General features: G+C 71.7%; 27 protein-coding genes. 7 read left to right on the forward strand and 20 right to left on the reverse strand.

The annotated features are described in order from the left end of the window. Positions 1 to 26: 26 nt before the first annotated feature. The 4 genes from M4960_RS11295 to M4960_RS19385 form a co-directional block, all read right to left on the reverse strand. On the reverse strand, positions 27 to 383 hold the full coding sequence (locus M4960_RS11295) for a GntR family transcriptional regulator (protein ID WP_243649836.1): 357 nt from the start codon (positions 381 to 383) through the stop codon (positions 27 to 29). Further along, positions 380 to 1,315 carry a hypothetical protein gene (locus M4960_RS11300; protein WP_248704272.1) on the reverse strand — a complete coding sequence of 312 codons (936 nt, stop codon included), beginning with the start codon at positions 1,313 to 1,315 and terminating at the stop codon, positions 380 to 382. The genes M4960_RS11295 and M4960_RS11300 overlap by 4 nt, the downstream gene beginning before the upstream one ends. 80 nt (positions 1,316 to 1,395) lie before the next feature. Continuing rightward, positions 1,396 to 2,658, reverse strand: a complete 1,263-nt coding sequence (locus M4960_RS11305; RefSeq protein ID WP_248704273.1) for an MFS transporter — start codon at positions 2,656 to 2,658, stop codon at positions 1,396 to 1,398. A 159-nt stretch (positions 2,659 to 2,817) separates the two neighbouring features. Further along, positions 2,818 to 3,450 (reverse strand): SGNH/GDSL hydrolase family protein, encoded by a 633-nt coding sequence (locus M4960_RS19385; protein ID WP_308222012.1) that lies wholly within the window; start codon positions 3,448 to 3,450, stop codon positions 2,818 to 2,820. Here M4960_RS19385 and M4960_RS19750 point away from each other — a divergent pair. Genes M4960_RS19750 through M4960_RS11325 form a run of 3 tightly spaced genes read left to right on the forward strand, consistent with a single transcriptional unit; the run spans position 3,350 to position 5,042 of the window. Next, positions 3,350 to 3,772: a hypothetical protein gene (locus M4960_RS19750; protein ID WP_131922274.1), complete on the forward strand. Its 423-nt coding sequence runs from the start codon at positions 3,350 to 3,352 to the stop codon at positions 3,770 to 3,772. The two genes, M4960_RS19385 and M4960_RS19750, sit on opposite strands and share 101 nt — an antisense overlap. Before the next feature lie 38 nt (positions 3,773 to 3,810). Next, positions 3,811 to 4,746, forward strand: coding sequence for a hypothetical protein (locus M4960_RS11320; protein WP_248704275.1), 936 nt, complete (start codon positions 3,811 to 3,813; stop codon positions 4,744 to 4,746). Further along, positions 4,743 to 5,042 (forward strand): Dabb family protein, encoded by a 300-nt coding sequence (locus tag M4960_RS11325; RefSeq protein ID WP_123294686.1) that lies wholly within the window; start codon positions 4,743 to 4,745, stop codon positions 5,040 to 5,042. The genes M4960_RS11320 and M4960_RS11325 overlap by 4 nt, the downstream gene beginning before the upstream one ends. 186 nt (positions 5,043 to 5,228) lie before the next feature. Here the strand turns inward: M4960_RS11325 and M4960_RS11330 are convergent, their stop codons facing one another. The 3 genes from M4960_RS11330 to M4960_RS11340 form a co-directional block, all read right to left on the reverse strand. Continuing rightward, a complete protein-coding gene (locus tag M4960_RS11330; RefSeq protein WP_248704276.1) occupies positions 5,229 to 5,693 on the reverse strand; it encodes a heme-degrading domain-containing protein in 465 nt (154 codons plus the stop codon). Positions 5,694 to 5,706: 13 nt separating this feature from the next. Next, on the reverse strand, positions 5,707 to 6,738 hold the full coding sequence (locus M4960_RS11335; protein ID WP_248704277.1) for a Gfo/Idh/MocA family protein: 1,032 nt from the start codon (positions 6,736 to 6,738) through the stop codon (positions 5,707 to 5,709). Positions 6,739 to 6,827: 89 nt separating this feature from the next. Beyond that, positions 6,828 to 7,868, reverse strand: coding sequence for a LacI family DNA-binding transcriptional regulator (locus tag M4960_RS11340; protein WP_216835061.1), 1,041 nt, complete (start codon positions 7,866 to 7,868; stop codon positions 6,828 to 6,830). Positions 7,869 to 7,920: 52 nt separating this feature from the next. Here M4960_RS11340 and M4960_RS11345 point away from each other — a divergent pair, with 52 nt between their 5' ends. Next, a complete protein-coding gene (locus tag M4960_RS11345; RefSeq protein ID WP_173170657.1) occupies positions 7,921 to 8,307 on the forward strand; it encodes a VOC family protein in 387 nt (128 codons plus the stop codon). A 27-nt stretch (positions 8,308 to 8,334) separates the two neighbouring features. Here the strand turns inward: M4960_RS11345 and M4960_RS11350 are convergent, their stop codons facing one another. Beyond that, positions 8,335 to 8,826, reverse strand: coding sequence for a MarR family winged helix-turn-helix transcriptional regulator (locus M4960_RS11350; RefSeq protein ID WP_248704278.1), 492 nt, complete (start codon positions 8,824 to 8,826; stop codon positions 8,335 to 8,337). Between the two features lie 38 nt (positions 8,827 to 8,864). On the opposite strand from M4960_RS11350, the gene M4960_RS11355 reads away from it, so the two are divergent. Then, a complete protein-coding gene (locus M4960_RS11355) occupies positions 8,865 to 10,079 on the forward strand; it encodes an FAD-dependent monooxygenase (protein ID WP_123340593.1) in 1,215 nt (404 codons plus the stop codon). A 66-nt stretch (positions 10,080 to 10,145) separates the two neighbouring features. On the opposite strand, the gene M4960_RS11360 is transcribed toward M4960_RS11355, so the two are convergent. The 4 genes from M4960_RS11360 to M4960_RS11375 all read right to left on the reverse strand — a co-directional run bounded on the left by M4960_RS11360 (position 10,146) and on the right by M4960_RS11375 (position 15,887). Beyond that, entirely contained in the window at positions 10,146 to 12,557 is a 2,412-nt protein-coding gene (locus M4960_RS11360) for a beta-glucosidase (RefSeq protein WP_248704316.1), read from the reverse strand. A 125-nt stretch (positions 12,558 to 12,682) separates the two neighbouring features. Next, positions 12,683 to 13,564 (reverse strand): carbohydrate ABC transporter permease, encoded by an 882-nt coding sequence (locus tag M4960_RS11365; RefSeq protein ID WP_248704279.1) that lies wholly within the window; start codon positions 13,562 to 13,564, stop codon positions 12,683 to 12,685. Continuing rightward, positions 13,564 to 14,586: a carbohydrate ABC transporter permease gene (locus tag M4960_RS11370; protein ID WP_248704280.1), complete on the reverse strand. Its 1,023-nt coding sequence runs from the start codon at positions 14,584 to 14,586 to the stop codon at positions 13,564 to 13,566. The genes M4960_RS11365 and M4960_RS11370 overlap by 1 nt, the downstream gene beginning before the upstream one ends. 2 nt (positions 14,587 to 14,588) lie before the next feature. Further along, positions 14,589 to 15,887 carry an ABC transporter substrate-binding protein gene (locus tag M4960_RS11375; protein WP_131845233.1) on the reverse strand — a complete coding sequence of 433 codons (1,299 nt, stop codon included), beginning with the start codon at positions 15,885 to 15,887 and terminating at the stop codon, positions 14,589 to 14,591. A 145-nt stretch (positions 15,888 to 16,032) separates the two neighbouring features. Between M4960_RS11375 and M4960_RS11380 the strand changes: the two genes are divergently transcribed. Continuing rightward, positions 16,033 to 17,064, forward strand: a complete 1,032-nt coding sequence (locus M4960_RS11380; RefSeq protein ID WP_123294674.1) for a LacI family DNA-binding transcriptional regulator — start codon at positions 16,033 to 16,035, stop codon at positions 17,062 to 17,064. A 7-nt stretch (positions 17,065 to 17,071) separates the two neighbouring features. Here M4960_RS11380 and M4960_RS19755 read toward each other — a convergent pair whose 3' ends face one another. Then, positions 17,072 to 18,055, reverse strand: a complete 984-nt coding sequence (locus M4960_RS19755; RefSeq protein ID WP_123294673.1) for an AraC family transcriptional regulator — start codon at positions 18,053 to 18,055, stop codon at positions 17,072 to 17,074. Positions 18,056 to 18,176: 121 nt separating this feature from the next. On the opposite strand from M4960_RS19755, the gene M4960_RS11390 reads away from it, so the two are divergent. Further along, positions 18,177 to 18,623: a MarR family winged helix-turn-helix transcriptional regulator gene (locus M4960_RS11390; RefSeq protein ID WP_123294672.1), complete on the forward strand. Its 447-nt coding sequence runs from the start codon at positions 18,177 to 18,179 to the stop codon at positions 18,621 to 18,623. A gap of 67 nt (positions 18,624 to 18,690) precedes the next feature. On the opposite strand, the gene M4960_RS11395 is transcribed toward M4960_RS11390, so the two are convergent. The 7 genes from M4960_RS11395 to M4960_RS11425 all read right to left on the reverse strand — a co-directional run bounded on the left by M4960_RS11395 (position 18,691) and on the right by M4960_RS11425 (position 25,828). Next, the gene (locus M4960_RS11395; RefSeq protein ID WP_248704281.1) at positions 18,691 to 20,538 is read right to left on the reverse strand and encodes a choice-of-anchor G family protein; all 1,848 of its coding nucleotides are present in this window, start codon (positions 20,536 to 20,538) and stop codon (positions 18,691 to 18,693) included. After that, positions 20,535 to 21,275, reverse strand: coding sequence for a hypothetical protein (locus M4960_RS11400; RefSeq protein ID WP_248704282.1), 741 nt, complete (start codon positions 21,273 to 21,275; stop codon positions 20,535 to 20,537). The genes M4960_RS11395 and M4960_RS11400 overlap by 4 nt, the downstream gene beginning before the upstream one ends. Beyond that, positions 21,272 to 21,823 (reverse strand): signal peptidase I, encoded by a 552-nt coding sequence (locus M4960_RS11405; RefSeq protein ID WP_248704283.1) that lies wholly within the window; start codon positions 21,821 to 21,823, stop codon positions 21,272 to 21,274. The genes M4960_RS11400 and M4960_RS11405 overlap by 4 nt, the downstream gene beginning before the upstream one ends. A gap of 8 nt (positions 21,824 to 21,831) precedes the next feature. Then, positions 21,832 to 22,569: an acyl-CoA dehydrogenase gene (locus tag M4960_RS11410; protein ID WP_235035962.1), complete on the reverse strand. Its 738-nt coding sequence runs from the start codon at positions 22,567 to 22,569 to the stop codon at positions 21,832 to 21,834. A 123-nt stretch (positions 22,570 to 22,692) separates the two neighbouring features. Next, positions 22,693 to 23,541: a carbohydrate ABC transporter permease gene (locus tag M4960_RS11415; protein WP_228510603.1), complete on the reverse strand. Its 849-nt coding sequence runs from the start codon at positions 23,539 to 23,541 to the stop codon at positions 22,693 to 22,695. Continuing rightward, entirely contained in the window at positions 23,541 to 24,512 is a 972-nt protein-coding gene (locus M4960_RS19760; protein ID WP_248704284.1) for a carbohydrate ABC transporter permease, read from the reverse strand. The genes M4960_RS11415 and M4960_RS19760 overlap by 1 nt, the downstream gene beginning before the upstream one ends. Further along, the gene (locus M4960_RS11425) at positions 24,509 to 25,828 is read right to left on the reverse strand and encodes an ABC transporter substrate-binding protein (protein ID WP_123294667.1); all 1,320 of its coding nucleotides are present in this window, start codon (positions 25,826 to 25,828) and stop codon (positions 24,509 to 24,511) included. Before M4960_RS11425 ends, M4960_RS19760 begins: the two co-directional genes overlap by 4 nt. Positions 25,829 to 25,951: the final 123 nt, after the last annotated feature.

Consider the following 25,951-nt stretch of genomic DNA (forward strand, 5'->3'; position numbering starts at 1 on the left):
AGGCACGGCGCACCGTGTCGGCACCGTCAGCGCCGACGTCCTTCCCACATCGACGCGACGGTCGCCAGGAGCGCGTCGAGTCCGACGTCGCCCCGCACCGATTCGACCATCTGCGCGACACTCGCGACGACTGCATCGGACACTGCCTGCGTCTCACGGACCGTGGTCCCGCGCCCGCGGCCGGTGGCGATCAAGCCGTCTGCCTCGAGCTGCTGGTAGGCCCGCGCGACCGTCCCCGGGGCGACGCGGAGGTCGCCGGCGAGCTGTCTGATCGACGGGAGCCGCTCGTGGGCCGTGAGCTCACCGGACCGGATCGCGTCGGCCAGCTGCTTGCGGACCTGCTCGAACGGTGGCGTCGGGTCATCGGCGCTGAGGGTGATCACGCGGCGACCGCCCCCGTCGCGATCAGGCGGGCTGCCGTCACGGCTCGGACGACCGCCGCGACGGCCGTGACGACGCCCGCGAACGCGACGACGACTCCAGCCAGGACCACGACCATCCCCAGCCGCGCCACCACCGTTGCGGCCCCTCCGGCCAGACCGGAGTCGAGGTGCAGCGCGTTCATCAACGGCAGACCGGCCGCCGAGAGGAAGACCGCCGCGGTCAGGAGTGCAGCGGCAGTCCCGACCAGTGCGACGACCTGCCCCGCACGCTGTCGCAGCGCTCCGTCCGCTGCGTCGAGATCCGGCCACGCCGCGGCCGGGGTCACTGCGATCCGCCAGAGCGACGCCCACACCCCGGCCGAGAGCAGCGCCATGCCGAGGAGCGCCGGAAGGCCGAAGTACCAGCCGGGGAAGAGGTACGGCCCGTCGCCGGCCGGGCACTGCATCGGGAACACGCTCGTGCACAGCCACCGCCCGTCCGGCGCGGGAGCCGATCCGAGCCCCGCAACCAGGACGATGCCGACGGCACATCCGACCGCCCACCAGAGACGCCGCCACTGCTGCGGAAGCAGGGCGCTCCGTGCGGACCGCACCTGCAACGACGCGGAGCGGTGCGCCGTCGCGCCGTCGATCGCGACGGCGGGGATCGCGGCGAAGACGAGGAGTGCGACGCCTGCGCCGGCGCTGGGCCCCACGAAGAACGACACGCCCTGCAGCGCTCGCGCGTTCGTTCCCGCGACCGCACAGACGACGAACACGGCCAAGCCGACGACGAGGCTCAGGACCACCCGGACCAGGAGTGCCCGCTGTGCCACCACCACCGCTGCGCCTCGTTCGCTCGACACGGACCGACGGAGCCGGAGCCATCCGGCCAGCCCACCGACGGCGAGTGCTGCGACCAGCACTCCCGCGAATCCCACGACGTACTCCATGACCCCTCCAATGTACTGTCCAGAAGGTACAAGCCGGAGTGTACGTGTGTCAACAGCTCGGTACAAGTCCTTCCGGGCCCTCAGCTGTCGGCATCACCCGGTGAGGCGATCTGCACCCGGGCAGGCAGGCCGCTCACGGCCGCGCGCCAGCTCCACGCCGCCCCGGCGAACACCAGCACCGTCATCACCCAGAGCAGCCACGGCACATCGGTGTCGAGCAGTCCGAGACCGAGCGGGAAGAGCGCCATCCCGATCGAGCTCGCGGTCTGGAAGACGCCGATCGCGCGACCCCGCACGCGCGGGTGCGGGGCCTCGGCCATGACGGCGTTGGCGGCTGGCAGCGCGATCATGTCCGCCGCTGCGAGCAGTACCCCAACGACGGCGACGTAGGACCAGGCCGCGGCACCGTCCAGCGGCGGGAGGACGATGAGCGGAAGCGCGGTCAGCGAAGTGAGCAGGGCGCCGACCGCGACCAACGTTCCGCGCCGGAGCCCGACGACCCACCGCGTGACCGAGGTCTGGAAGACGGCACAGAGCGCGGTGGCGATGGCGAACTGCACGGGGGCCACCGCCGGCGGCATGTGCCAATGCTGGACGAACAGCACACTGAGGGCGACGTTCGGGAGGACCATCGCCGGACCGATGAGGAACTGCCCGAGGGTGATGAGCCGCATCGAGCGGTCCGCGAAGAACTCCCGGATCGTGCCGGACGACTCGTCCGCACCGCGTGGCGGCTGCGGGTGACGTGCCCGTTCGCCGGGTCGCTGCGTGGCGAAGACGATCGCCGCCGCGACACTCGTGACCACGTTCGCGAGGATGAGCCAGCGGAGGCCGTCCTGCCCCTGCGCGAGCGCGACCGCCGCGAGGATCGCACCTGAGCCGAGGGCTGCCGCCTTGATCGCTTCGAGGAACGCGAACCACCGTTCGAACGGTCGCCCGTCCGCGAGGTCGTGGACGTAGGCAGTCCACGACGTCCAGTACAGGCGCTCGGACGCGTTGGCGAGGAAGATCGCGACGAACACCAAGACCGGGTCGTGCGCGATCAGGTAGACCGCGAAGCCCGCGGCGGACATCAGGTTGTTGACGATCATCGACACCTTCGCGCCGAGGCGATCAGTCACGACCCCGCCCAGGAGACCGATCGGCAGCGCGACGAGGGACGCCGCCGTCGACAGCAGACCGATGACCGCGAGCGGTAGGTCAGTGGTGAGGGTGAAGTAGACGATCGTCAGCGGCAGCGTCAGGCCGGCGCCGACAGTGTCGATGAGCACCGCGAACGTGACGAAGCGGTGTTCGGAGAGTGCTGAGCGTGCAGCCCGGAGTCGGGCAGAGGCGAAGAACACGAAGGATCCCAGGAGTCATCGCGACGCAGAGCCGTCGCGGGCGTGCAGAAGGATCGCGAGCGGGTCGCTCGCGATGCGATTGCCTGCGCGGGTGCGCTGGCTCAGTTCTGCGTTGCCATGACTCCGGTGTGATGGTCGGACGTTCGCCGTCCGATCAGGCTAGCCCTTCGCGCCCTCCACCGCGATGTGGATGGCCTGCTGCATGCGGACCGCGACCTTCTTCGACATCGCGACCGTGGGGTGGACACCGTCGTAGGTCCGGCTCGACGGCCATCCACCGTTGAGCTGCCGGTCCGCCGCCCACGGGTCGACGAACAGGTAGCCGTGGGTGAGTGCGTAGTTCTGCAGGTCACGGTTGAGGATCTCGCCCTGCTTGCGACGGTCGATGCGCTTCTTGCCGTACTTCGTGATGTTCGACGGGGCGATCGCGGCGATGACGACGTGCCGGGCGCCGATCTTCGTCACGATCTTGCCGATGTTCTGCTGGATGCTCTTGCTGCTGTAGGCGTACCGGAGGTCGTTCGTGCCGGCCATCACGACCAGGACGTCAGCGTCCTTCGCCGACGACCGGGTCAGGATCCGCGGCGTCGTGGCACCGCCGATGGCCGTGCCGCCGATGTTCGTGAGCGACTTGTCGTTCATCTGCCGCATCCACGAGCCGTCCATCGCGGTCAGCGAGTCCCCGGCGTAGGTGACCGAGATCGTCGACGGCGTGGGCTTCGGAGTCGCGCTGGGCTTCGGAGTCGCCGTGGGCTTCGGAGTAGCCGTGGGTTTCGGGGATGCCGTTGGCACCGCGGGCGCGGACGGCGTGACGGGAACCGGGGTCGAGGCGGTCGGCTCGGAGGTCGGGGCCGGCACGTCCGTCGCGGTCGCCGTGGCGGTCGGCGTCGCGATCGGTGCTTCCACAGCGGTTGCGGTGTTCGGGATCGCGGCGAGCAATGCTCCGGCGATGACGACGACCGAGGTGGTGGCGGCGATGAAGGGCAGGCGGGAAGGGCGCGGGGAGTGCGGCAACGTGAGCTTTCGTCTAGGTACGATCCCCCTCACCTTATTGGAAGCGAGGACATGTCATCATCCCCAACGCGGGGGGTGGATCACGATCCACATCGGCTAGGGTTGTCACGAGCCAACATTCACTGCGGAAGGTGTGCCATGCCCCTCGACGATGAAGCCCCGGGTCGCGTGCTCGCACCGGGCCAGACCTGCCGGATCCGGATCTGGCACCGAGCCGACCGCAGCGTGACGACCGTGCACGAGTCCGCCGAGCGGCTCTACGAAGCGCCGAACTGGACCACCGACGGCCGTCTCGTGCTGAACGGCGACGGGGTCCTCTGGACGATGCCGTCCGACGGTGCCGCAGCTCCGGAGCACGTCGCGATCGAGGGCGTCCCGCCCCTGAACAACGACCACGTGCTCGATCCCGACGGCGTCACCGTGCATGTCAGCGCGAACGACTTCCACATCTGGAGCGCCCCGCTCGCCGGCGGCGCAGCGACCCGGGTCACCGCGGACGACGGCGGTCTGCACTTCCTGCACGGCGTCAGCCCCGACGGCTCCGAGCTCGCCTACGTCCGGCTCGACCCGTCCGGTGACGCCGTCTGGTCCTCGGGCACGATCCGGGTGATGGGCGTCGACGGCAGCTCGGACCGCGCCGTGACGACGGACCCCTCCGCGGCCGACGGCCCGGAGTGGACGCCGGACGGCGCGTGGATCCTGTTCAACACCGAGCAGTTCGAGTCCGCACCGGGGCACGCGCAGATCGCCCGGGTCCGACCGGACGGCACCGGGATCGAGCAGCTCACGGTCGACGAGCACGTCAACTGGTTCCCGCACCCCGCCCCGACCGACGACGCCGCCGTCTACCTGTCGTTCCCGCCCGGCACCGAGGGGCACCCGGCCGACGAGCGCGTGCGGTTGCGCCTCGTCACCGGTGACGGATCCGTCAGCGTCTGGGGACCCGAGGTCTGGCAGGCAGCCGAGACCATCGTCGAGCTCGACGGCGGGCAGGGCACCCTCAACGTCAACGGGTGGGCTCCCGACGGGTCCGCCTTCGCCTTCGTCGACTACCCCACCGGAGACCCCGCATGATCGTCCACACCGTCTGCTTCACGCTCGTCCACGCCGCCGGCTCCCCGCACGAGGCAGCGTTCCTCGAGACCGCCCGCGACACCCTGCCGGCGATCCCCGGCGTGCAGGACTTCACGGTGTCCCGCCAGGTGTCCACGCAGAGCGACTTCCGGTTCCAGTTCTCGATGGCGTTCGCCGACCAGGACACCTACTCGGCGTACGACGCACACCCCGCGCACCAGCGCTTCGTCGCCACCCGCTGGGCGGACGAGGTCGCATCGTTCCAGGAGTTCGACTTCGTGCCGCTGCCCGCCTGAGCGGGCGTCCACTGGGCGCCCCAGGTTCCGAAATCCTCGCATCTCGGGGCTCCCAGGGGCCGTCCACGGAACCTCGGGGAACGTGAGCGGCAAGTCGTGGAACCTCACGCCCGCGAACGTGACCGGGTGACGGACGGGAGGCGCGGTGCCAGCTGGCACCGGGCCTCCCGTCCGCACCCGGTCGCGTCAGGAACGCGAGGCGATGAACGCGCGCAGGCCAGCGACGACCAGGTCGTGGTCCTCCATCGAGGACAGGCCGGAGGCCGTCGCGGCCGCGACCACCCCGGCGCCGCGAACCCGGATCGGGAACGACCCTCCGGTCACGGCGTAATCGGCGCCGAGCCACCCGATCGCGGCCGGATCGACCCCGGCGGCGGACAACCGAGCGTCGACGAGGGCACTCGACTGCTCCATCCGGAGCACGACCGCGGCCTTGCGGTCGATCCAGACGTGCTGGTCCGGGGTGATACCCGGGGTCGCCGCACGGAACAGCCCGAGGCCGGGACGCCGGATGTCGATGCCGACGGCGTGGCCGGCCTCGTGGGCGATGCCGCGGATCAGGGAGCCCAGCTCCCAGGCGTCGTCGTGGGTGAAGGCGTCGAGCACGAGGTCGCGCTCCTGCTGTTCGAGGGTGGTGATGAGGTCGGACATCGTCGTCTCCTGCTCAACCCGCGGCGATCTGCGCGCGGGCGGTGTCGATGGTCTCGAGGATCGAGATCGTCTCGTCGGGGGTGTGCAGCGGGGACTCCGTCCGCCCCTCGCCGACGAAGCGTGCCAGGGCGGTGGCCTCCCAGGCCAGGGCAGCGAAGCCCCGCAGCGGTGTCGGGTCCTGCCAGTGCAGGACGGGCGAACCGTGCGCTGCTGCCGAGATCGTGAAGGTCGTCGGGTTGTAGAACGGTCCGGCGAAGTCGATCGTGCCCTCGGTGCCGGCGATCGACGCGGTCGTGGGCGTCCGCGCGGCGATGGTCGTGTGCAGGACGGCCTGGGCGGCGCCGTGTTCGAGGACGAGCGAGCCGGAGGCGTCGACGCCGGACTCGGTCATCCAGCCCCGTGCCGTGACGCGGTCCGGGGACCCCAGCACCATCGAGGCGAACTGCACGGCGTAGATGCCGAGGTCGAGCAGCGCTCCCCCGCCGAGCTCCGGACGGAACAGCCGGTGGTCCGGGCCGAACGCGATCGCCTGGCCGTGGTCGGCGAGCACGCTGCGCACCTCGCCGAGCGCTCCGTCCGCCAGCAGGGTCCGGAGCACCGAGGCCTGCGGCAGGTAGCGGCTCCACATCGCCTCCATGGCGAACACGCCGGCTGCGCGGGCGGCATCGGCGACCGCACGCGCTTCGGCAGCGGTCACCGTGAAGGGCTTCTCGACCAGGACGTGCTTGCCGGCGGCGATCGCGGCGAGGGCAGTCGGCGCGTGGTCGCTCTGCGGCGTCGCGATGTACACGACGTCGACATCGGATCGCGCCAGCAGTGCGTCGACGCTGCCGAGCGCCGTCTCGATCCCCCGCTCCGCGGCGAACCGTTCGGCCCGGTCGAGCGAACGTGAGGCCACCGCGACGACGCGTTGGGCGGTGTGGGCACCGAGGGCGTCGGCGAACTCACCGGCGATCCAGCCGGGACCGACGATGCCCCAACGCAGGGCGGGCTCGCCGGAGTCGGCGGTGAAGACGTCGGGCTCAGGCAGGGCGCTCGGGATCATGGTGGCGAGGTTAGCACGAGCCAAATCGACCTGTGATCGATGAGGACGACATGGTCGACGTCGTGCGACGACCACGATGTCGTTCCGCGTCAGCGCGCGACGGACCCCGTCGACTCGCGCACCACGAGGCCGGTCGGTGTCGCGACCCGACGTCGCTCCCCACCGTTTCCCGAGGTGCGGTCGAGGACCGCAGCGAGCGCCGCATCGACCGTCGCCTCGACGTCCTGGTGCACCGACGTCAGGCGGTGGTAGCTGAGCGACGCGAGGTAACTGTCGTCGAAGCCGACCACCGACACCCGCCCCGGCACGTCGACCCCGTGCTGCGCGAAGACGGCGAGCAGGCCGGTGGCGCACTGGTCACCGCAACAGACCACGGCGGTGGGCAGGTCGTCGCGGGCGACGAGCATGCGAGCAGCCGCGGCGCCATCCTCTTCGCTGAAGCCGCTGGGGACGACGTCGGTCTCGGCTGCGAGTCCGGCGCCCTGCATCGCGTCGCGGTAGGCGGTCGCGCGATCGAGGCCGACGAGTCCGTCCTCGCCACCGACGTACGCGATGAGTTGGTGGCCCAGGTCGACCAGGTGGTCGACCGCCGCGCGGAGCCCACCGACCTCGTCCACGTGCACGTTGTCGGCGTACGGGGCGTCCGTCCACTCGCCGAGGAGCACGACCGGGACGAGGCGGCTCGCCTCCTCGAGCGCGGTCGCGCCGGGGTCGGGGTTGAACACGACGAGGGCCTCGACCCGTTCGCCGAGCAGGTCGGCCACCACCTGGTCCGTGGAGCGCTCGGCACCGGCGGGACCGAGGGCGACGCCGAAGCCCTGCTCGGCGGCACGGGCGAAGAGCCGTTCGACGAACCGGACCTGGAACGGGTTGCGCATGCTGAAGACCGCGCCGATGAGCCGCGTGCGGCCCTCGCGGAGCAGCCGGGCCGAGGTGTGCGGGCGGTAGCCGAGCTCGGCCGCCGCCGCGAGGATCCGGTCGCGGGACTCCGCGCTGGGTCCGGGCGCACCGCGGAGCACGAGCGAGACGAGCTGCCGGGACATCCCGACGTGCTCGGCGACGTCGCGCATCGTCGGCAGGCGGCCGCCGGTGGGGCGCCGCTCCGGCAGGTCGTCGGTCCCCGTCGTCACGTGGCCAGTCTGGCACGTGCGAACGGCTCGACCGGGCGGCTAGGTTCGAGCCGTGCCGAGCCGTCGCCTCATCCACCACCTCGGGGTCTTCGCCAGCGACTTCGCCGCGAGCGAGGCCTTCTACACGGCGGCACTCGCGCCGCTGGGAGTCGAGGCGGGCTACCGCACCGAGTCCATCGCGGAGTACTGGACCACCGGCCGGGACACCCCGAGCGTCTCGCTCGAGACCGCACCCACGACGACGACGGTGACCCGTGGTCTGCACCTGGCGTTCGAGGCGGCGAGCCGCACCGAGGTCGATGCGTTCCACCGGGCGGCCGTCGCGTCCGGCGGGCTCTCGCGCCACGAGCCTCGGTACTGGCCCGAGTACCGCGCCTACACGGCGTTCGTGAGCGACCCCGACGGCAACAACGTCGAGGCGCTCGTCAAGGAGCACTGAGCGCGGCGACGCCGCCCGTCGGTTCCCTCAGCGTGCCTGCAGGCGACCGTTCGCCGACGCGGCGGCGTCGGTCATGCGTCGCAGGAACGCCAGGACGACCCGCGTCTCCTCAGGATCGGTGTCCCGCACCGTGGCGGCGATCTCGGCACCGGAGAACGCGAGGAACCGCCCGCTCTCGGCTCGCGCGGACTCGGTCGGCCGCAGGGTGACCCGCCGTCGGTCGGCGCTCTCGCGGTGCCGGGTGACGTGCCCGGCCCCTTCGAGGCGGTCGAGCAGTACCGACGTGGCGCCCGACGTCATGCCGATCCGCCGGGCCAACTTCGCCGGGGAGAGTGGCTCGCCGGCTTGGTCCGCCCACACGATCTGCCCGAGGGCGTTCGCGTCGGAACCGGGCAGACCGATCCACGACGACAGGTGGCGCTGGAGTTCGTCGAAGGTGACGGCCCAGTCGCGCAGCGCGTGCATGACGGCCACCTCGTCGTCGGACCACACCGTGATGAGGGGGTCGATGTCGGGCATCCAGGTTCCTTTACTGTGCAGTTGCTTTACTGTAAAGTATGACCTCACAGCACGCAGTGATCTCCGGAGCCAGCATCGCAGGCCTGTCCGCCGCCTGGTGGTTGCGCCACGTCGGGTGGCAGGTGACGGTGATCGAACGTGCGCCGTCCTTCCGCGACGGCGGGCAGAACGTCGACGTCCGCGGGGTCGCTCGCGAGGTGCTCGAGCGCATGGGCCTGGTCGACGCCGTCCGCGCACGCAACACGACCGAGACCGGGACGGTGATCGTCGATCGTGACGGCAAGGTCCGGTCCGAGCTGCCCTCCGACGGCCCGGACGGTGCCACCGCAGAACTTGAGGTCCTGCGCGGCGACTTCGCCCGGGTGATCCTCGACGACCTGCCCGACGGCGTCAGCATCGTCTACGGCGAGACGATCCAGGACGTCGACGACCAGGCCGGCGGACGCCGGGCGACCGTGACCACCGACGCCGGACGGGTGCTCGACGCCGACCTCGTGGTCATCGCCGAGGGCGTCCGCTCCCGGACCCGCGACCGGCTCTTCGCCGCGGAGGGCGAGGTCGACGAGCGGGACCTCGGGGTGACCATGGTCTTCGGGACGATCCCGCGCACGCCGTCCGACGACGACCGCTGGCGCTGGTACAACGCTGTCGGCGGGCGTCAGGTCCACCTGCGCCCGGACCCGTACGGCACGACGCGGGCGATCCTGGCCTACGCCGGCGGCGACGACCTGGTCGGCCGCTCGCGGTCGGAGGCCCTGGCGACACTGCGGACCCGCTACGCCGACGCCGGCTGGCAGACCGAGCGCGTGCTCGACGGGTTCGACGGCTCGGACGACGTCTACCTGGACGAGCTGACCCAGATCCGGATGCCGCGCTGGCACCGCGGCCGCGTGTGCGTGATCGGCGATGCGGCCTGGTGCGTGACACCGATGGGTGGCGGTGGCGCTTCGCTCGCCCTGACGAGCGGGTACGTGCTGGCGGCATCGGTCACGGCGGACGAGGACCTCGACCGCGCGCTCGACGCCTTCGACACGTGGATGCGCCCCCTGGTCGACAAGATCCAGGGCATCCCGAAGGGCATCGTGCACTTCGCGTACCCGCAGACCCGGCTCGGGCTCGCCGCCCGGGGTGTGGCGGACAAGGTGCTGCTGTCGGCGCTCTTCCGACCACTGGCAGCACGGCTGACCCGGGTCGCCGACAGCGATCGCCCCCTGCCGCCACTGCCCGAGACCCTGCAGCAGGGTTCGCGGTAGCGCTGCCGGGGCGGGCCGTGCGTCCTGATCCGTCCGCACGGCCCGCCCCGTCGGCGCAGCCCCGGTTCAGGCCACCGTCCACTCGACGACCCGCGGGTCGTCCAGCGTCACCTCGTGCACCGGCCCCGTCACGTCGACCGCGGCGCGCTCCGTCGCGGAGCCGGGGACGGGGTGTCGGACCGGCCCGTCGCCGGACGCGACGATCCCGCCTGCCGGCACCGGGCCTCCCGGTCGTGACGCCGCCGCGTGGGACGCGACCCAGACCTGCACGGCACCGGGTTCGACGACCCGGCGCATGCGACGGTCGGTGAACGCGAACCGCTGGACGGGGACGCGGAAGCGGACCCGGGTGGACTCCCCCGCGGCGAGCGCGACGCGCGCGTAGCCGAGCAGCTGGACCTCGGGTCGGGTGACGCTGCCGTGCACGTCGTGGCCGTAGAGCTGGACGACGTCCTCGCCCGCGTGTGCGCCCGTGTTGCGGACGGTCACGGATGCCTCGAACACGGCGTCGGAGCGGACGGACGCGTCGACGACCAGGTCGTCGTACGTGAACGTCGTGTAGCCGAGGCCGAAGCCGAACGGGCGGACCGGCGTCGAGTCGGCGGCGGTGACGTCCGAGGGCCCCCCGAGCCGCGGGTGCAGGTACGTGTACGGCTGGGCGCCGGCGGCACGGGGCAGCGAGACGGGCAGGCGACCGGACGGCGATGCGGCGCCGGTGAGCAGGTCGGCGATGGCGGTGCCGCCCTCCTCGCCGGGGAAGAAGGCCTGCACGACGGCGGCCGGACGTCCCGCGCCGGCCGGGCCGGCGGCGACGACGCCGTCGCCGCCGCCGTCGAGCGCCCACCCGATGGCGTACGGCCGCCCTGTGAGCAGCACCATCACGGTCGGCGTGCCGGTGGCGACGACCGCCTCGACGAGCGAGCGTTGCACGCCCGGCAGGTCGAGCGACTCGGTGTCGTTCCCCTCGCCGACGGTGCCGCGGCCGAACAGGCCGGCCTGGTCGCCGACGACGACGACCGCGACGTCGGAGGCAGCGGCCACGGCGACGGCGTCCGCGAACCCGGCACGGTCGGACCCGGTGACGGCGCAGCCCGCGGCGAAGCGCACGGCGTCGTCGCCGAGGGCGTCGACCAGCGCCTCGCGCACGGTCGGGATGGCGAAGCCGAGCGGCAGGTCGGGGTGCGACGCGAGCACGTGGTTGGCGAACGAGTAGCAGCCCTGCAGGGCCTCGGCACGGTCGGCGTTCGGGCCGATGACGGCCACGGACGCCCCGACGCGCAGCGGGAGCACGGGCGCGGCCGCCGGCAAGCCAGCACCAGCGCCAGCGCCAGCGCCAGCGCCAGCGACCACCTCGTCGTTCGACAGCAGCACCAGCGACCGCGCCGCCAACTGCTTCGCCAACGACCGGTGCAGCGGGGTGTCCAGGTCGATGCCCGTCGGCGGTTCGTCCTCGAACGCCTGCGGGTCGAGCAGCCCCAGTCGTTCCTTCTGCCGCAGCACCCGCAGGACGGCACGGTCGACGAGGGCCTCGTCGAGCAGACCGGCCCGCACCCGCTCGACGAGCGGCGCGAGGTACGCGTCCCCGGTGGGCAGCTCGACGTCGATGCCCGCCTCGAGCGCGAGCGCCGCGGCTTCACCACGATCGGCGGCGATGCCGTGCATGACCTCGAGGAAGGCGACCGAGAAGTAGTCCGCCACGACGGTGCCGTCGAAGCCGAGCTCGTCACGCAGCAGGCCGGTCAGCAGTTCGCCGTTCGCCGCGACGGGCACGCCGTCGATCTCGGCGTACGAGTTCATGACGCTCCGGGCGCCCCCGTCGCGCAGGGCCATCACGAACGGCGGCAGGTACACGTCGGCGACCTCGCGCGGCCCAGCGTGCACGGGCGCGTGGTTCCGCCCCGCCTGCGACGCCGAGTACCCGAGGAAGTGCTTGAGGGTCGCGTCGACGCCGGCCGACTGCAGGCCGCGCACGTAGGCGGTCCCCACCGTGCCGACCAGGTACGGGTCCTCGCCGATGCACTCGTCGACCCGCCCCCATCGCGGGTCGCGGACCACGTCGAGGACCGGCGCCAGGCCCTGGTGCACGCCGAGCTGCCGCATCGACGCGCCGATGGCGGCGCCGACCTGCTCGACCAGCTCCGGGTCGAAGGCCGCACCCCACGCCAGCGGGGTGGGGAACGTCGCGGCCTTCCACGCGGCGAGCCCGGTCAGGCACTCCTCGTGCACGAGCGCGGGGATCCCGAGCCGGGTCTCGCGCTTGAGTCGCCGCTGTTCCGCCCACAGCCAGGCCGCGCGGTCGTCGGGATCGACCGGCCGGGTGCCGTAGACGCGGGTGAACTGGCCGATGCCGTCGCGGGTGATGTCCGCCAGGGTGCGGCCGTCGGCGGCCGCCGCCATCTCACCCTGCATGGGCGCGACGACGCCGGTCTGGTCGAGCCAGTAGCCGACGAGCTGCGCCGCCTTCTCGTCGAGCGTCATGGCGGCGAGCAGGGCGGTGGCGCGGTCGGGTCCGGTCGCGTCGGGTGCGTCGTGTGCGTCGGGTGCGTCGTTGTCGTCCTGGAGGCGCGGCTGGCGTCCGGTGTCCCGGGTCGCGTCCGTCGTCGTCACCCCTTCACCGCCCCGGTCAGGCCGCCGACGATGCGGCGCTGGAAGATGGTGAAGAACACCAGTGCCGGGATCATCGACATCGACGTGAACGCCAGCACCTTGGCCGTGTCGACCGAGTACTGCGACGAGAACGCCTGCACGCCGAGCGGCAGGGTGTAGCTGCCCTCGTTGTTCAGGATGAACAGCGGCAGGATGTAGCTGTTCCAGCTCGCGATGAACGCCAGGATGCCGACCGTGACGACGCCCGGCAGCGACAGCGGCACGACCATGCGGAAGAAGAACCCGAGGCGGCTGGCGCCGTCGATCGACGCTGCCTCTTCGAGCTCGTCCGGGATCGCCCGCAGGAACGGCACCAGGATGATGACCGTGGTCGGCAGGTCGAAGGCGATCTGCGGCAGGATCACGCCGGCCAGGCTGTTCGTCAGCCCGAGGTCCTTCACGAGCAGGTACAGCGGCGTGATGGCGACGGTGATCGGGAACATCAGACCGGCGGCGAACAGCGCGTACAGCGCGCCGCGGCCGGCGAACCGGTAGCGGGCGAGCACGAAGCTCACCATCAGTCCGAGCACGACGACGCCCGCGGTGGTGGTCACGGCGCTGATCGTCGAGTTCGCGAGCTGCTGCCAGAAGATGCCGCTGGACAGCACGGATCCGTAGTTGCCGAGTTCGAACGGCGCTGGCAGCCCGGCCGGGCTCGTGGTGATCTGCGAGTTCGTCCGGAAGCCGCCCAGCACGATGTACAGCACCGGGGCGAGGTTCGCGGCGACGAACAGGATCGCCACCAGGTAGGTGAGCGGGTTCGCGCGACCGATGGCCGCGCTGGACCGCCGCTCCCGCGTGGCCCGCCGCCCGGGGGCGACGATGCTCGTGGTGGCCATCAGTTCTTCCTCTCGGTGAGTGCACCCGCGGTGTCGCGGCGGAGCACGAAGCGCTGGTAGATCAGAGCGACGGCGAGCGAGATCACGAACATGACCACAGCGACGGCGCTGCCGAAACCGAAGTTGCCGGACGTGCGACCGTTGGCGACCATGTACGTCGCCATCGTCGAGGTGCCGGCGGTCGACGAGATGTACTGCCCCCAGATGATGTAGACGAGGTCGAACAGCTGCAGTGAGCCGATGATCGACAGGAACGCCCAGATCCGGATGGTGGGGCCGAGCAGCGGCAGGGTGATCCGCCGCTGGATCTGCCAGTAACCGGCGCCGTCGATGGCCGCGGCCTCGAACAGCTCCTCGGGGATGCTCTGCAGGCCGGCCAGGAACAGGATCACCGCGAAGCCGATGTACTTCCACGAGATGATCACGAGCAGGGTCCAGATCGCGATGTCCGGGTTGGACAGCCAGTCGGCCCGCAGCCCGCCGAGGCCCATGCCCTGGAGCAGGTCGTTCACCGCGCCGTTCGACTGGAGCATCAGGCTCCAGCCGGTGCCGACGATCACCTCGGAGATGACGTACGGCACGAACACGAGCACGCGGACGAGCCCGCGGCCGTGCATCTTCTGGTTGAGCAGGAGCGCGAGCACGATGGCGATCGGCCCCTGCAGCACGAGGGACAGCACGACGATGAAGCCGTTGTGCATCAGGACCGCGTGGAACGCCTTGTCCTGGAAGATGATCAGGTAGTTCTGCAGCCCCACGAAGTCGGTGGGCGGGCCGTAGCCCTGCCACTTGAAGAACCCGTAGTAGGCGGCGAGCACCACGGGCAGGATCACGAAGGTGACGAAGACGATGACCGCGGGGCCGGCGAGCACCGCGATCTCGACGCGCTTCCGCCAGTCCGCGATGCGGCGCGTGGACCGCCGTCCGGCGGGGAGCGGCGTACCGCTCCCCGCCGGGGACGTCCCCGCGGCCGTGTCCGACCCGATGGCCGGGGTCGTGCCGAGCGAGGTGTCGAGGGTCATGGTCAGCCCTTGGCCGCAGCCTGGTTGGTGGTGTCCACGATGTCCTTCGCGCTGCCCTTGCCGGCGAGCAGGTCGACGACGCTGGTGTTCAGCGCGTTGCCGACGTTCTGGCCGTACAGGGTGTCCAGGTACTGCGAGACGAACGGCGCGTCCTGGTAGGCGGCGAGCGCCGACTTCAGGTAGTCCGCGTCGACGACCGACTGGGCCTCCTGGTTGACCGGGATGGCCTGGAACGCCGTGTAGTACGCCTCCTGGTTGTCCTTCTGCACGATGAAGTTCAGGAAGTCGGTGCAGGCCTTCTTCGGGGCCTTCGCCGAGCAGGAGTTGCCGTCGACGCCGCCCATCATCGACTTCGGGTCACCCTTGCCACCGTCGATGGTCGGGAACGGGAACCAGCCGAGGTCGGCCAGCGGCTTGCCGTCCGGGGTGAGCGAGCTGATCACGCCCGGGTCCCAGGCCCCCATGAGCTCCATGGCGGCCTTGTGGTTCGCCAGGAGACCGGCGGAGCTGCCGGCACCCTGCTGGGCAGCGGTGGTCAGGAAGCCGTTGTTGAACGGCTCGGTGGCGTTGAAGTCCTCGAGCTGCTCGCCGGCCTTCGTCCAGCAGGCGTTGTCGAACTTCAGCGACTTCGCCGCGCCCTCGAGCGTCTTCTGGCTGCACTCGCGCAGCGCGAAGTTGTAGTACCAGTGGGCGGCGGGCCAGGCGTCCTTCGCACCGACGGCGACGGGGTCGATGTCGGCGGCCTTGAGCTTCGCGATGTCGTCGTTCAGCTCGTCCATCGTCGTCGGGGTACGGTCGATGCCGGCCTTCTGGAACAGGTCCTTCGAGTACCAGATGCCCTCGGGGAGCACCGCGCCGGGCATGGCGTAGGTGGCACCGTCCTTCTCGTAGCCCGCGAACGTCCCGGCGCTGATCGACTTCTTCGCGTCGGCGCTGATGGAGTCGGAGATGTCCATGAGCTGCCCGGCGGCGATCATCGCGTCCATCTTGCCGCCGCCGCGCTGCAGGAAGACGTCCGGTCCGTCGCCCGAGTTGAGCGCGGTCTGCAGCTTGCCGTCCAGGTCCTCGTTCTGGATCGCCTGGGTCTTGATGGTGACGTTCGGGTACTTCGCCTCGAACGCCTTGACCGTCGAGGCCCAGTAGGCCTTGCCCGGTCCGGTGGTGGAGTTGTGCCAGAAGGTCATCGTGACCTTCCCGTTGCCGTCGTCGGCCGCGTTGCCGCCTGCCGAGCAGCCCGTGGCCACCAGTGCTGTCGCCCCGATCAGCGCGATGGCTGCCGCGGCACGGATCTTCCTCGTCATCGTGGAACTCCTCGTGTCGTCGTTGACATGCAGCGACATCCACTGCCGCTGCGGAGAGCGTGCCAGCTGCTCCTGCCGCTTGTCAATCGATATCGATAACGTTTTCTACGCCGTTTCGACATGCCATCAGCGGTACGGTGAGCACATGGACTCGGCACTCGGCGCGCGTCCCGGTGCCGGCCGGGTGACGATCGGCGACGTCGCACGGGTCGCGGGGGTCTCGATCCCCACCGTGTCGAAGGTCATCAACCAGCGCGACGGCGTCGCCGCGGCCACGATGATCCGCGTGCAGCAGGTCGTCGCCGACCTCGGCTACGAGACGTCCCTGGTCGCCCGCAGTCTGCGGAGCTCCCGCACCGGGGTCGTCGGGATCCTGGTGCCCGAGTTCGAGCCCTTCTCGACCGAGCTCCTGCGCGGCATCTCGAGCGCGACGACCGGCACCGGCTACGAGCTGCTCGCCTACGCCGGCCTGATGACCGGCGCCGACCGCCCGGGCTGGGAACGCCGGTCGCTGTCCCGCCTGTCCGGCACCCTCATCGACGGCGCCATCGTCGTCACCCCGACCACGGCCCTGTCGAGCTCGTCGATCCCGGTCGTCGCGATCGACCCGCACACCGGGCCCGAGGGCCACGCGACGGTCGACGCCGACAACGAGGGCGGGGCGGTCCAGGCCGTCGAGCACCTGCTCGCGCTCGGGCACACCCGGATCGCGCACCTGCGCGGCCGCGTCGATCTGGCGTCCGCCCAGCTGCGCGAGGCCGGGTACCGCTCCGCACTGACCGCCGCCGGACTCCCGATCGACGAGCGGCTCGTCCGCGACGGCGACTACCAAGAGGAGCAGTCCGCGGCTGTCGCGCGCGACCTGCTCACGATGGACGAGCGACCGACCGCGGTGTTCGCCGCGAACGACTCGTCGGCCGTCGGTGTGCTGCGAGCCGCGGCGGAGCTCGGCCTGCGGGTGCCGGAGGACCTGTCCGTCGTCGGGTTCGACGACGTCCCCCAGGCGTCGATCACCACCCCGCCGCTCACCACCGTGTCGCAGCCGCTGGCCGAACTCGGGTCCCGTGCGGTCGAGATGCTGCTGACGATGCTCCGTGGCGAGGCCGCGTCGGACCACGTCCGTCTGTCGACCACGCTGCGGGTGCGTTCCAGCACCGGCCCCGCACCGCGGGCCTGACCCCCGGCTAGCGGCGCAGGGTCTGCTTCGGGTACTCGCCGAACCTGGCTGCGTACGACGCCGAGAACCGGCCGAGGTGCGCGAACCCCCAGCGTCGGGCGACGTCGCCGATCGCTCCGACCTGCGGGTCGAGTGCGAGGAGTTCGCTGCGCACGCGGTCCAGACGGACGTCCCGCAGGTAGGTGAGCGGCGACACGTCGAACACCCGACGGAACGACTCCTGCACCGACCGCACGCTCAGGCCGGCCACCGCGGCGAGGTCGGCGATGGTCACGGTCTCGGACGCGTGCGCGTGGATGTACTCGACAGCGGCGCGCAAGCGGGCGTTCCGCGGCAGGGCCAGTTCCGCCGGCAGGTCGTCGAGCTGCGGCGGGAAGGTCTCGAGGAACGCGGCGATCGCGAGCGACTTCGCCGCGACCCAGGTGTCGGAGTCCGGACCGCCGACACGGAGCGCGCGGGACAGCGCGGCGAGGGCACCCTGCCACCGACCGTACATCGCGTTGTCCGGTTCGCGCGTGTGGTCGAAGCGCAGCGGGCGGTCGCCCAGGTCGAGCTGTTCGCCGGCGACCCGGTGCACGAGCTCCCGGTCGAGGTGCACCAGACGCTGGTCGTGGTCCTCGGCCGCGAAGACGAACGCGGTGTCGCAGGGCAGCAGCGTCGGCACGTTCCGGTGCAGGTCCACCCGCTGCCCGCCGACGTCGAGGTGGGCGCTGCCGCTCGTCATCCACGCGACGATGTAGTCGGTGCTGATCGGCATCGCACCGCGCAGGACGCCGCGCATCTGGGACCGACGGATGCTGATCTCGGTGTCGCCGACCGCGGTGTAGCGGTAGAGGAACTCGCTGCCGGTCTGCTGGGCGGACCACTGGTCGGCGCCGTGCACCGTGGCCAGGTCACGCGCCGCCGACTCCGGATCGGTGCCGGACACCTCGAAGCGCACCGACTCGCTCGCGCGTCCGCCGGCAGGTGGGGCCTCGTACGTGTCAGTCACGGTGCATCGCCCCCGTGCCGGACACCCGAACCTGACCGTGCGACTCGTTATGTGGATACGCTGACCCGGTGAGCACGGCGTACGGTGGCGCGGATCCGATCGGTCCGAAGGGGGCGCGCTCGTGAGCGATCTCGACCTCGTGGCGGCGCTGACCCGACTCGAAGCAGCAGTGTCCGCGCTGCGGGCGCGGCTGCGCGACCAGCTCGACGTCTCGGGCAGCGACCTGACCGTGCTGCAGTTCGTGTCCCGCGCCGAAGCGGCCGACCGGACCGTCCGCGTGAAGGACCTCGCGAAGCACCTCGGCCTGACCGGACCGGCGGTGACCGGCATGGTGGACCGACTCGAGCAGAGCGGACACCTCAGCCGTGTGCCGAACCCGGCCGACGGACGGAGTCGCCACATCGAGCTGACCGAGACCGCCAGACGCGACTACTCGATCGCCATGGACGGCACGAACAAGCACCTGCACGAGCTCTTGGCCTCCTTCTCGGAACGGGACAGGGTCCGGTTCGTCCGGATCGTCGACCGCATCATCGCGGCCGTCGACCTCGGCGCCCCGAGCCCCTGACGGCAGGGTACGGGCGGTCAGCATGCGGCTCCGGTGATTGTCCACCATGCGCAGCTAGGTAACGATGCTACCTATCTCGGGGCCGGGCCGTTCCGACGAGCGACACCGAGTTCGGCCCCACCACGGCGCTGGCCAGGTCGACGCGGGCCAGTCCCCCGGGCACCAGGGCGTCCGCGATCGACAGGCGGAGTGCGGTCTGCGTGTACTGCCCGGTCGTCGCACGGCCGGCCGGGGTCGGGGCGGCCGTGCGGTCCTGCTGCACGTTCACCCGGAGCGAGAGCACCCCGGGCAGCCGCGCGAGGACCGTCCCGAGCGCGCGGACGACCGGGCCGCCGATCGTCGTCGTCAGCGTCGTGCCGAGCGTCCCGACGAGTGCGAACAACCGGGTCGTGAGCGTCCCCACCACCGCCTGGGTCAACGGGTTCACGAGCGACGTGGCGAGGCCGGTCACGATGCCGAGCAGGCCACCCAGGTCGAGTCCGAGCAGCGCGACCCCGACCGACAGCTTCGTCTGCCCCGCCATGAGCGCCGCGACCCCGGTGTCGACGTTGATCGACAGCGTGGCGATCTTCACGCGGATGCCGAGGACCAGGGGCGCGCTGAGGTCGGCGGCGAGCGCGATCCGGACGTGCAGGGACCCGAGCGCGGTCGTCAGGGCGGTCGTGATCTTCCCCGCCCAGGCGTCCACCACCTGCCCGAACCGGTCGGCCAGCGCACCGAGGGTGACGGCGTCGAGCACCACCTCGTGGTTCGGCGGCAGGTCGTTGAGCCCGTGCTCGTCGTCGCCGAGCAGGTGCGCGAGGTCGACCCGGACGGATCCGGCCGACAGGTCGAGCGACAACGTTCCGCCGGCGTCCTGCACGGGTTCGGCGAGCAGCGGCGCGACCGCGCCCGCCAGGTCCGGTCCGGTGATCTCGACGGTGCCCCCGATGGTGCCGAGCCCGAGGCTGCCGGTGAGCCCGCCGAGTACCCCGAGCACGCCCTGGTTGATCGTCCGTGCGAGCACCCCGTCCGTGCCACCGAGTGCGTCGACCGTGGCGTCGAGCTGCACCACGGTGTCGTTCACGGCCGTGACGAGCGCACCGACGAGCGGGCTGTCCACACGGAGGTCGAGGCTCGCGATCCCGTAGTCGCGCTCGAGCCCGGCGGGCCCGCTGTCGGCTGCCACCTGCTGCACCGCGGCCCGCAGGTTCGTCGCGAGCGTGCGCTGGACGACCCCGCCCCACACGTCGTCGCTGATCGCGTCGCACCCGGCGAGCTGCGCACTCGCACCGACGGCACCGACGTCGAGCCCCACGTCGGTGACGTCCGCGATGCCCGGCAGTGCGCGGCCGAGCGTGATCGACGCCGGGTCGGGCAGGTCCCCGGACGGGGTCGTCGGCGTGACGAGCACGCCACCGGAGTCCGCGACGAGCCCGGATGCCGCCACCGCGTCACCGGTGCCCGACGCCGTCGCGACCTGGTTCACCGCGCCCGCCGAACCGGCCGGCAGTCCGAGGCCGAGACCGGTGAGGTCGATGCCCGCCACGTCGCCGAGCAGCCCGACGTCGAGCGGGTTGCCGAACGCCTGCGTGAACGGGCGGCCGCCGGTGCCGAGCTCGGGCGCGGTGGCCGGCTCGACCGATGCCGGTGCGGCTCCGGTCTTCGCGACGTCGACCCCGCGCACCGTCGCGACGTCGTCGAGGTCGATGCCGGCGATGCTCCCGCCCAGGAACCGGCTCGAGGCCGTCGACGTGTAGTCCGCGTCGGTGCCGCAGTCGAACGACGACGTCCCCACGGCTCCGTGCGCCCACTCGCGGTCCGACCACGACGCGGTGCTCGGGACGGCGGTGGGCGTGACCAGGGCTGCTGCGACGACGATGCCGGTGACGACCGCGATCCGGCCACGGCGCAGGTGCAGCGGACGCCGGCTCACGACCGGCTCCTGGGGCGCCGGAGTCGGAGAGCGACGCCGGCGAGGACGGCCGCGACCGCGACGAGCACCGGCCCCGCGAACCCGCCACCCGTCATCGCGAGGACGACCGGACCGACGTCGTCGCCCCCGCCGTCGCCACTGCCGTCGCCGTCGCCGTCGCCGTGCGTCGGGCGTCCGGGCACGACGGGGTCCCCGCCGCGCGCGGTCACGCCGACGCCGACCTCGGCGGTCCGGGGCACCGTGGTCGCGGCGTCACCGAGGGACAACCGGACGAGCAGGTACGCCGACCCGTCGCCGTCCGGGTCGGGCACACGGACCGACGGCGCGGTCGTCGCCCAGTCGACGAGGGGGACGGCGTCGACGAGGGCGGCGGTCTGTCCGCCGCACGTGGGGGCTCCCGACGGGTCCTCCCACGGCTGGTCGCACGTCGCGACCGTCACGAGCACGCCGTCGGTCCCGCCCGGCAGGCCGCCCCGCCCCGTGAGCTGCAGGTCGAGGGTGACCGGGCCGGGCTCGTCGACGCTCGTCCGCACCTGCCACGTGACGTCCGCGTCGTTCCCCGCCCCGGGCAGCACGAGGGGCTCCGGACCGGTGTGCAGTACCAGCCGGCCGGGCGTGCCGGTCTCGGCCACGGGCCTCCAGTCCGTCGAGGCGACCGCCACCGCCGTCGTGCCGATCCCGGTCGCACCGACGAGCACCGCGGCGACCGCCGCGGAGGTGGCGAGGACGCGGGTCACGAGTCCTCCCGCCGGGCCGGCCAGAACGCCCACGCGACGAGCACGCCGACGAGCGCGACCGCCAGCCCACGGGCCGGGGCACTCGTGACCACGACGAGCACCGAGCCCAGGCCGAGGGCGTGCGCCAGCACGAGTCCGGCGTGCCGGACGACGTACGGGTCGCGGTCGTCGGAGGCGTTGTCGTCGCCCCGCAGGGTCAGCGACCGCGCCGCGGTGTCCCCCGGGACCCGGTCCACCGCGACCACCCGGTGGGTGACGGGCAGGGTCGACCCAGCGCGCGGGACCGTGACGACGTCCCCGTCGGCGATCTCGGCCGCGGGGACGCGGTGCGTGATGGCGAGCCCACCCGCAGGGATCGTCGGGGCCATCGACCCGGTGGTGACGACGACGAACGACAGTCCGGTGAACGCCACGGCGGCCCAGGCGAGCAGGCACGTGAGTCCGATCGCGCCGGCGACCGTCAGGACGACGGAGCGGACGCGGTCGGCGGGACGACGGGGCGGCGCCGCGCCCTCGTCGGAGGACGTCGGCGCGGTGGAGCCGCGCACGGCCGCGCTCAGTCGGACTCGGCGGCGAACTGCCACGCGGGCGCGGCCGTCCGCCCCTGGAGCGCGTCGACCGACGTGCCGGCGGGCAGGGTCGGCGACGCGGGCAGCGAGACCTCGAAGCAGTACACCTGCGTCGACCCGCTGGCCGCGGCGAGGGGCCGCGCGATCGTCGCGGCAGCCGTGCCGAGCGGCCCGGACGCGACGCTCGTCCACGGCACGTCGAACGCGGTGGCGTCGCACACTGCGGTGGTGTCCGTGATCGCGGCGACCCGGACCTGCAGGGCGTTCCACAGCAGGTCGTCGGCGTCGGAGACCGTGACACCGGACGCCGGGACCGCTGCCCGGAGCACCAGGTCGCCGGCGATCGAGTCGGCGGTGGTCCGGAGCGCGACGGGGGCGTAGGTCGCGCTGCCCGGCGACAGGGCGAGCGCGTCGACGGTGAACCGGAGCGCCTGGCCCGGGTTCGTCTCGTCCGAGGTGAAGCCCGCCGCGGCGAACGGCGCCGTGACGTTCTGCTCGACCTCGAACCCGGACGTCCCCACGCCCGGCCCACCCGAGCCGTTGCCGCCGAACACCCACTCGGTGTCCGTCCACGACGCGAGCGTGTAGCCCGCGCCACCGATGACGAGGACCCCGCCGGCAGCGAGCGCGAACACCCGGTTGCGACGCCGGGAGCGGCGGGCGGTGTCGTCCGCGGCGCGACGGCCGCGGTTCCGGGCGCGCGGGGGCGCAGTGCTGTCAGCCATGACGTGTCTCCTGATCCGTGACGCCGATCGGTGGCGGCGACGGCCGGGGTGGTTGGTCCTGGCCGTCGCCGTCGACGTCTGCTCCGATCCTGGCGGACTATCCCTCAGGAATCAATGGACGCGTCACCCCTTGACGGCACCGGAGGTGAGCCCCGACACGATCGAGCGGCGGAACACGAGCACCAGGATCACGATCGGCACCGTCGCCGCGACGCTCGCCGCGAAGATCTGCGCGAAGGGCACCGTGAACTGCGTGCCGAACAGCGCGATGCCGACCGGGATCGTCCGGAACGAGTTCTCGCTGTTGAACGTCAGCGCCATCAGGAACTCGCTCCACGACGCCGTGAACGTGAAGACGCCGACCGTGAACAGGCCCGGCTTCGCCATCGGCAGGATCACGCTGAGCACGGTGCGCCACGCCCCCGCCCCGTCGATCTCGGACGCTTCCTCGATCGTCGAGGGGATCCCGACGAGGTAGTTCCGCATGATCCAGATGGCGAACGGCAGGTTGAACGCGACGTACGGCACGATCAGGCCCGGGTACGAGTTGAGCAGCCCGAGGTTGCGCTCGAGCAGGTACAGCGGCGTGAGCACCGCGATCGCCGGGAACACCGAGAGCATGAGCAGCGACGTCATGATCGCCGTGCGGCCCTTGATCCACCGGCCGGCGAGCGCGTAGCCCGCCAGGAACGCCAGCGCGAGCACGATCACCGTCGTCGACACCGACACGATGACGCTGTTCACCATGTACTGCCCGAGGGCGTTGTCGCGGAAGGCCACCACGAAGTTGTCGAGGGTGAACGACTGGGGGAACGCGGTGGGCGGCGACTGCCCGATCTCGGACGCCGGCTTGAGCGACGTCGACACCAGCCAGTACAGCGGCAGCGCCGTGAGCACCGCGATGACGACGCCGCTGACGTTGACGGTGTTGACCCACCTGCGCCAGCCCTTGCGCACACGTTGACGGGGCATCAGGCATCCCCTCCCTTCGCCTGGTTCCGGAACGCCCGGAGGAACAGCAGACACCCGGCCGCGACGATGATCGCGGTGGACGTCGCGATCGCCGCGCCCGGGCCGATGTTGATGTCCTGGAACAGGACCTTGTAGCCCATGATCGCGAGCGACTGGGTGGCGGTGCCCGGTCCGCCGTTCGTCAGCACGAACGGCAGGTCGAAGACGCCGAACGCCTGCAGGATGCGGAACAGCACCGCGATCGTCAGCGTCGGGGTGAGCTGCGGCAGTACCACCCGCCAGAACGTCTGCCAGGTGCTGGCGCCGTCGAGCTCAGCGGCCTCGTAGTGGTCCTCGGAGATCTGCACGAGCCCGGCGAGCAGGATGATCGCCACGAACGGCGTCGTCTTCCAGATGTCCGCGACCATCAGGCCCGTGATCGCGGGCACCGGTTCACCGAGGATCACCGGGGCGTCCCCGAACAGGCCGAAGAACCACGTCGCGACGCCGTAGGTGCTGTCGTAGATGTACTTCCACAGCTGCGCGTTGACGATGGTGACGAGCGACCACGGGATGAGCATGAGCGCGAGCATCCAGCCGCGCGTGGCCCCGAGCCGCTCGAGCACGAGGGCGACGAGCATGCCGAGCACGAGCTCCACCGAGACGGTCACGACCGTGTACAGCACTGTGAACCCGAGGGCTCGGTACCAGTCCGCGCTCTGCAGCAGGGCCGCGTAGTTGCCGAGTCCGAACGACTGGATCGTGAACCCCTCGTAGCCGACCTCGACGTCCGCGAAGCTCAGGACGATCGAGTAGACCACCGGGAAGATCGTCACCGCCGCGACGACCAGGAGCGCCGGGGCCGCGAAGCCCCACGCGCCCCGCGCGCGGATGCGGTCGAGACGCGACCGTCCGCTCAGGCGGGGCGGCGGGTCTTGGCGATCTGTGCCTCCCGGCCTGGTGCCCGACCGTGTGGCCGTGCCGGCGCTCACAGCGCTTCCCCCTGCAGGGCGAGCGCGATGGCCGAGGCCATCGTGCTCGTGCCGCCGTCGACGGACGCCTGTCCGCCGAGGATGCTGTTGCCGTTCTGGTACACGCCCTGCGAGACCTTCGGGTAGTACGCCGTCGACGTCGGACGGGGCACGAGCGTGATGCCGGCCGCGGTGTCGTACGTCGGGCGCTTCTGCCGCTTCGCGTCCTCGCTGACGAGCGACGCGCTGCGGGCCGGCAGCACGCCGCCCTCGCGGGTCAGGAACTGCTGCGCCGTCTCGCTCGACATCCAGCGTGCGAACGTCAGTGCCGCCGCGGGCTGCTGCGTGTGCGGGTTGATGTAGTTCCCCCACCCACCGATGGTCGAGTGGTGCTCGTCCTGCCCGTCGAACGTGGGACGGGCGGCGAGCCCGACCTTGCCCGCGACCTGGCTGTCCGGCCCGTTCGCGATGCCCCACGCGTACGACCAGTTGCGCAGGAACGCCGCCCGGCCGCCCGAGAAGGCGTCGTTCGTGTCCTGCTCCTGGTACGTCAGGGTGGCCCGGGGGCTCGCGCCGTCCGTGATCAGGGACCGCATGAACTCGAAGGCGCGCTTCGTCTCCGAGCTCGTCGTCTCGGGCTTCGTCAGGTCGTCGTTGAGCAGCGAGCCGCCGGCGTCCGCGACGAACTCGGTGACGTTGCAGGTGAGGCCCTCGTACACGTCGCCCTGGAACGCGAACCCGTAGCTGACGTCACCGGTGTCGACGAGCTTCGCGGCCGTCTCGCGCACTTCCTCCCACGACCCCGGTACCTGCAGGGAGTGCTTCGCGAGCAGGTCCTTCCGGTACAGGAAGAACGACTCGTCGATGTAGAGCGGGAACATGTAGTACGTCCCGTCGACGCTCGCCGCCTGCCGCAGGCCCTCGGGGAACTGGTCGAAGAAGTCCTCGCCCACGAGCTGGTTCACCGGGGTGGCGAGCTTGTTCTTCGCGAACTGCCCGGGCCACGCGACGTCGCCGAGGTAGACGTCCGGCGTGCTGCTGCCGGCCGCGATCTGCGTCGTCAGGCTCGTCCGGTTCGTGTCCGTGTCGCTCGGGGCGCTCACGATCCGCACCCGGATGTTCGGGTGCTCCTTCTGGAACTCGGCGATGAGCCGGCGCCGCAGGTCACCGCCGTCCTTCGAGGCGACCTGGCCCGCCCACCAGCTGATCGTCGCCTCGCCCTCTGGCGGGTCGGTGGGCCAGTCCTGGACCAGCGTGCGCTCGGGGCGCGTGGAGCAACCCGCGAGGAGCAGCACCCCCGCTCCCCCGAGCAGGAACATCCTGCGGTCGATGGCCATCCGTCCTCCTCGACGTGTGGTGCTGCGAACCTGTGCGTCCACACAACCAACGGACCCTGAGCGCCCGGTGGGCGCGCGCGGCGGGCGCGGGCGGCGCGGCGGGCGCGGGCGGGGCGCGGGCGC

Source organism: Curtobacterium sp. MWU13-2055 (assembly GCF_023242305.1).
Classification (GTDB): Bacteria; Actinomycetota; Actinomycetes; order Actinomycetales; family Microbacteriaceae; genus Curtobacterium.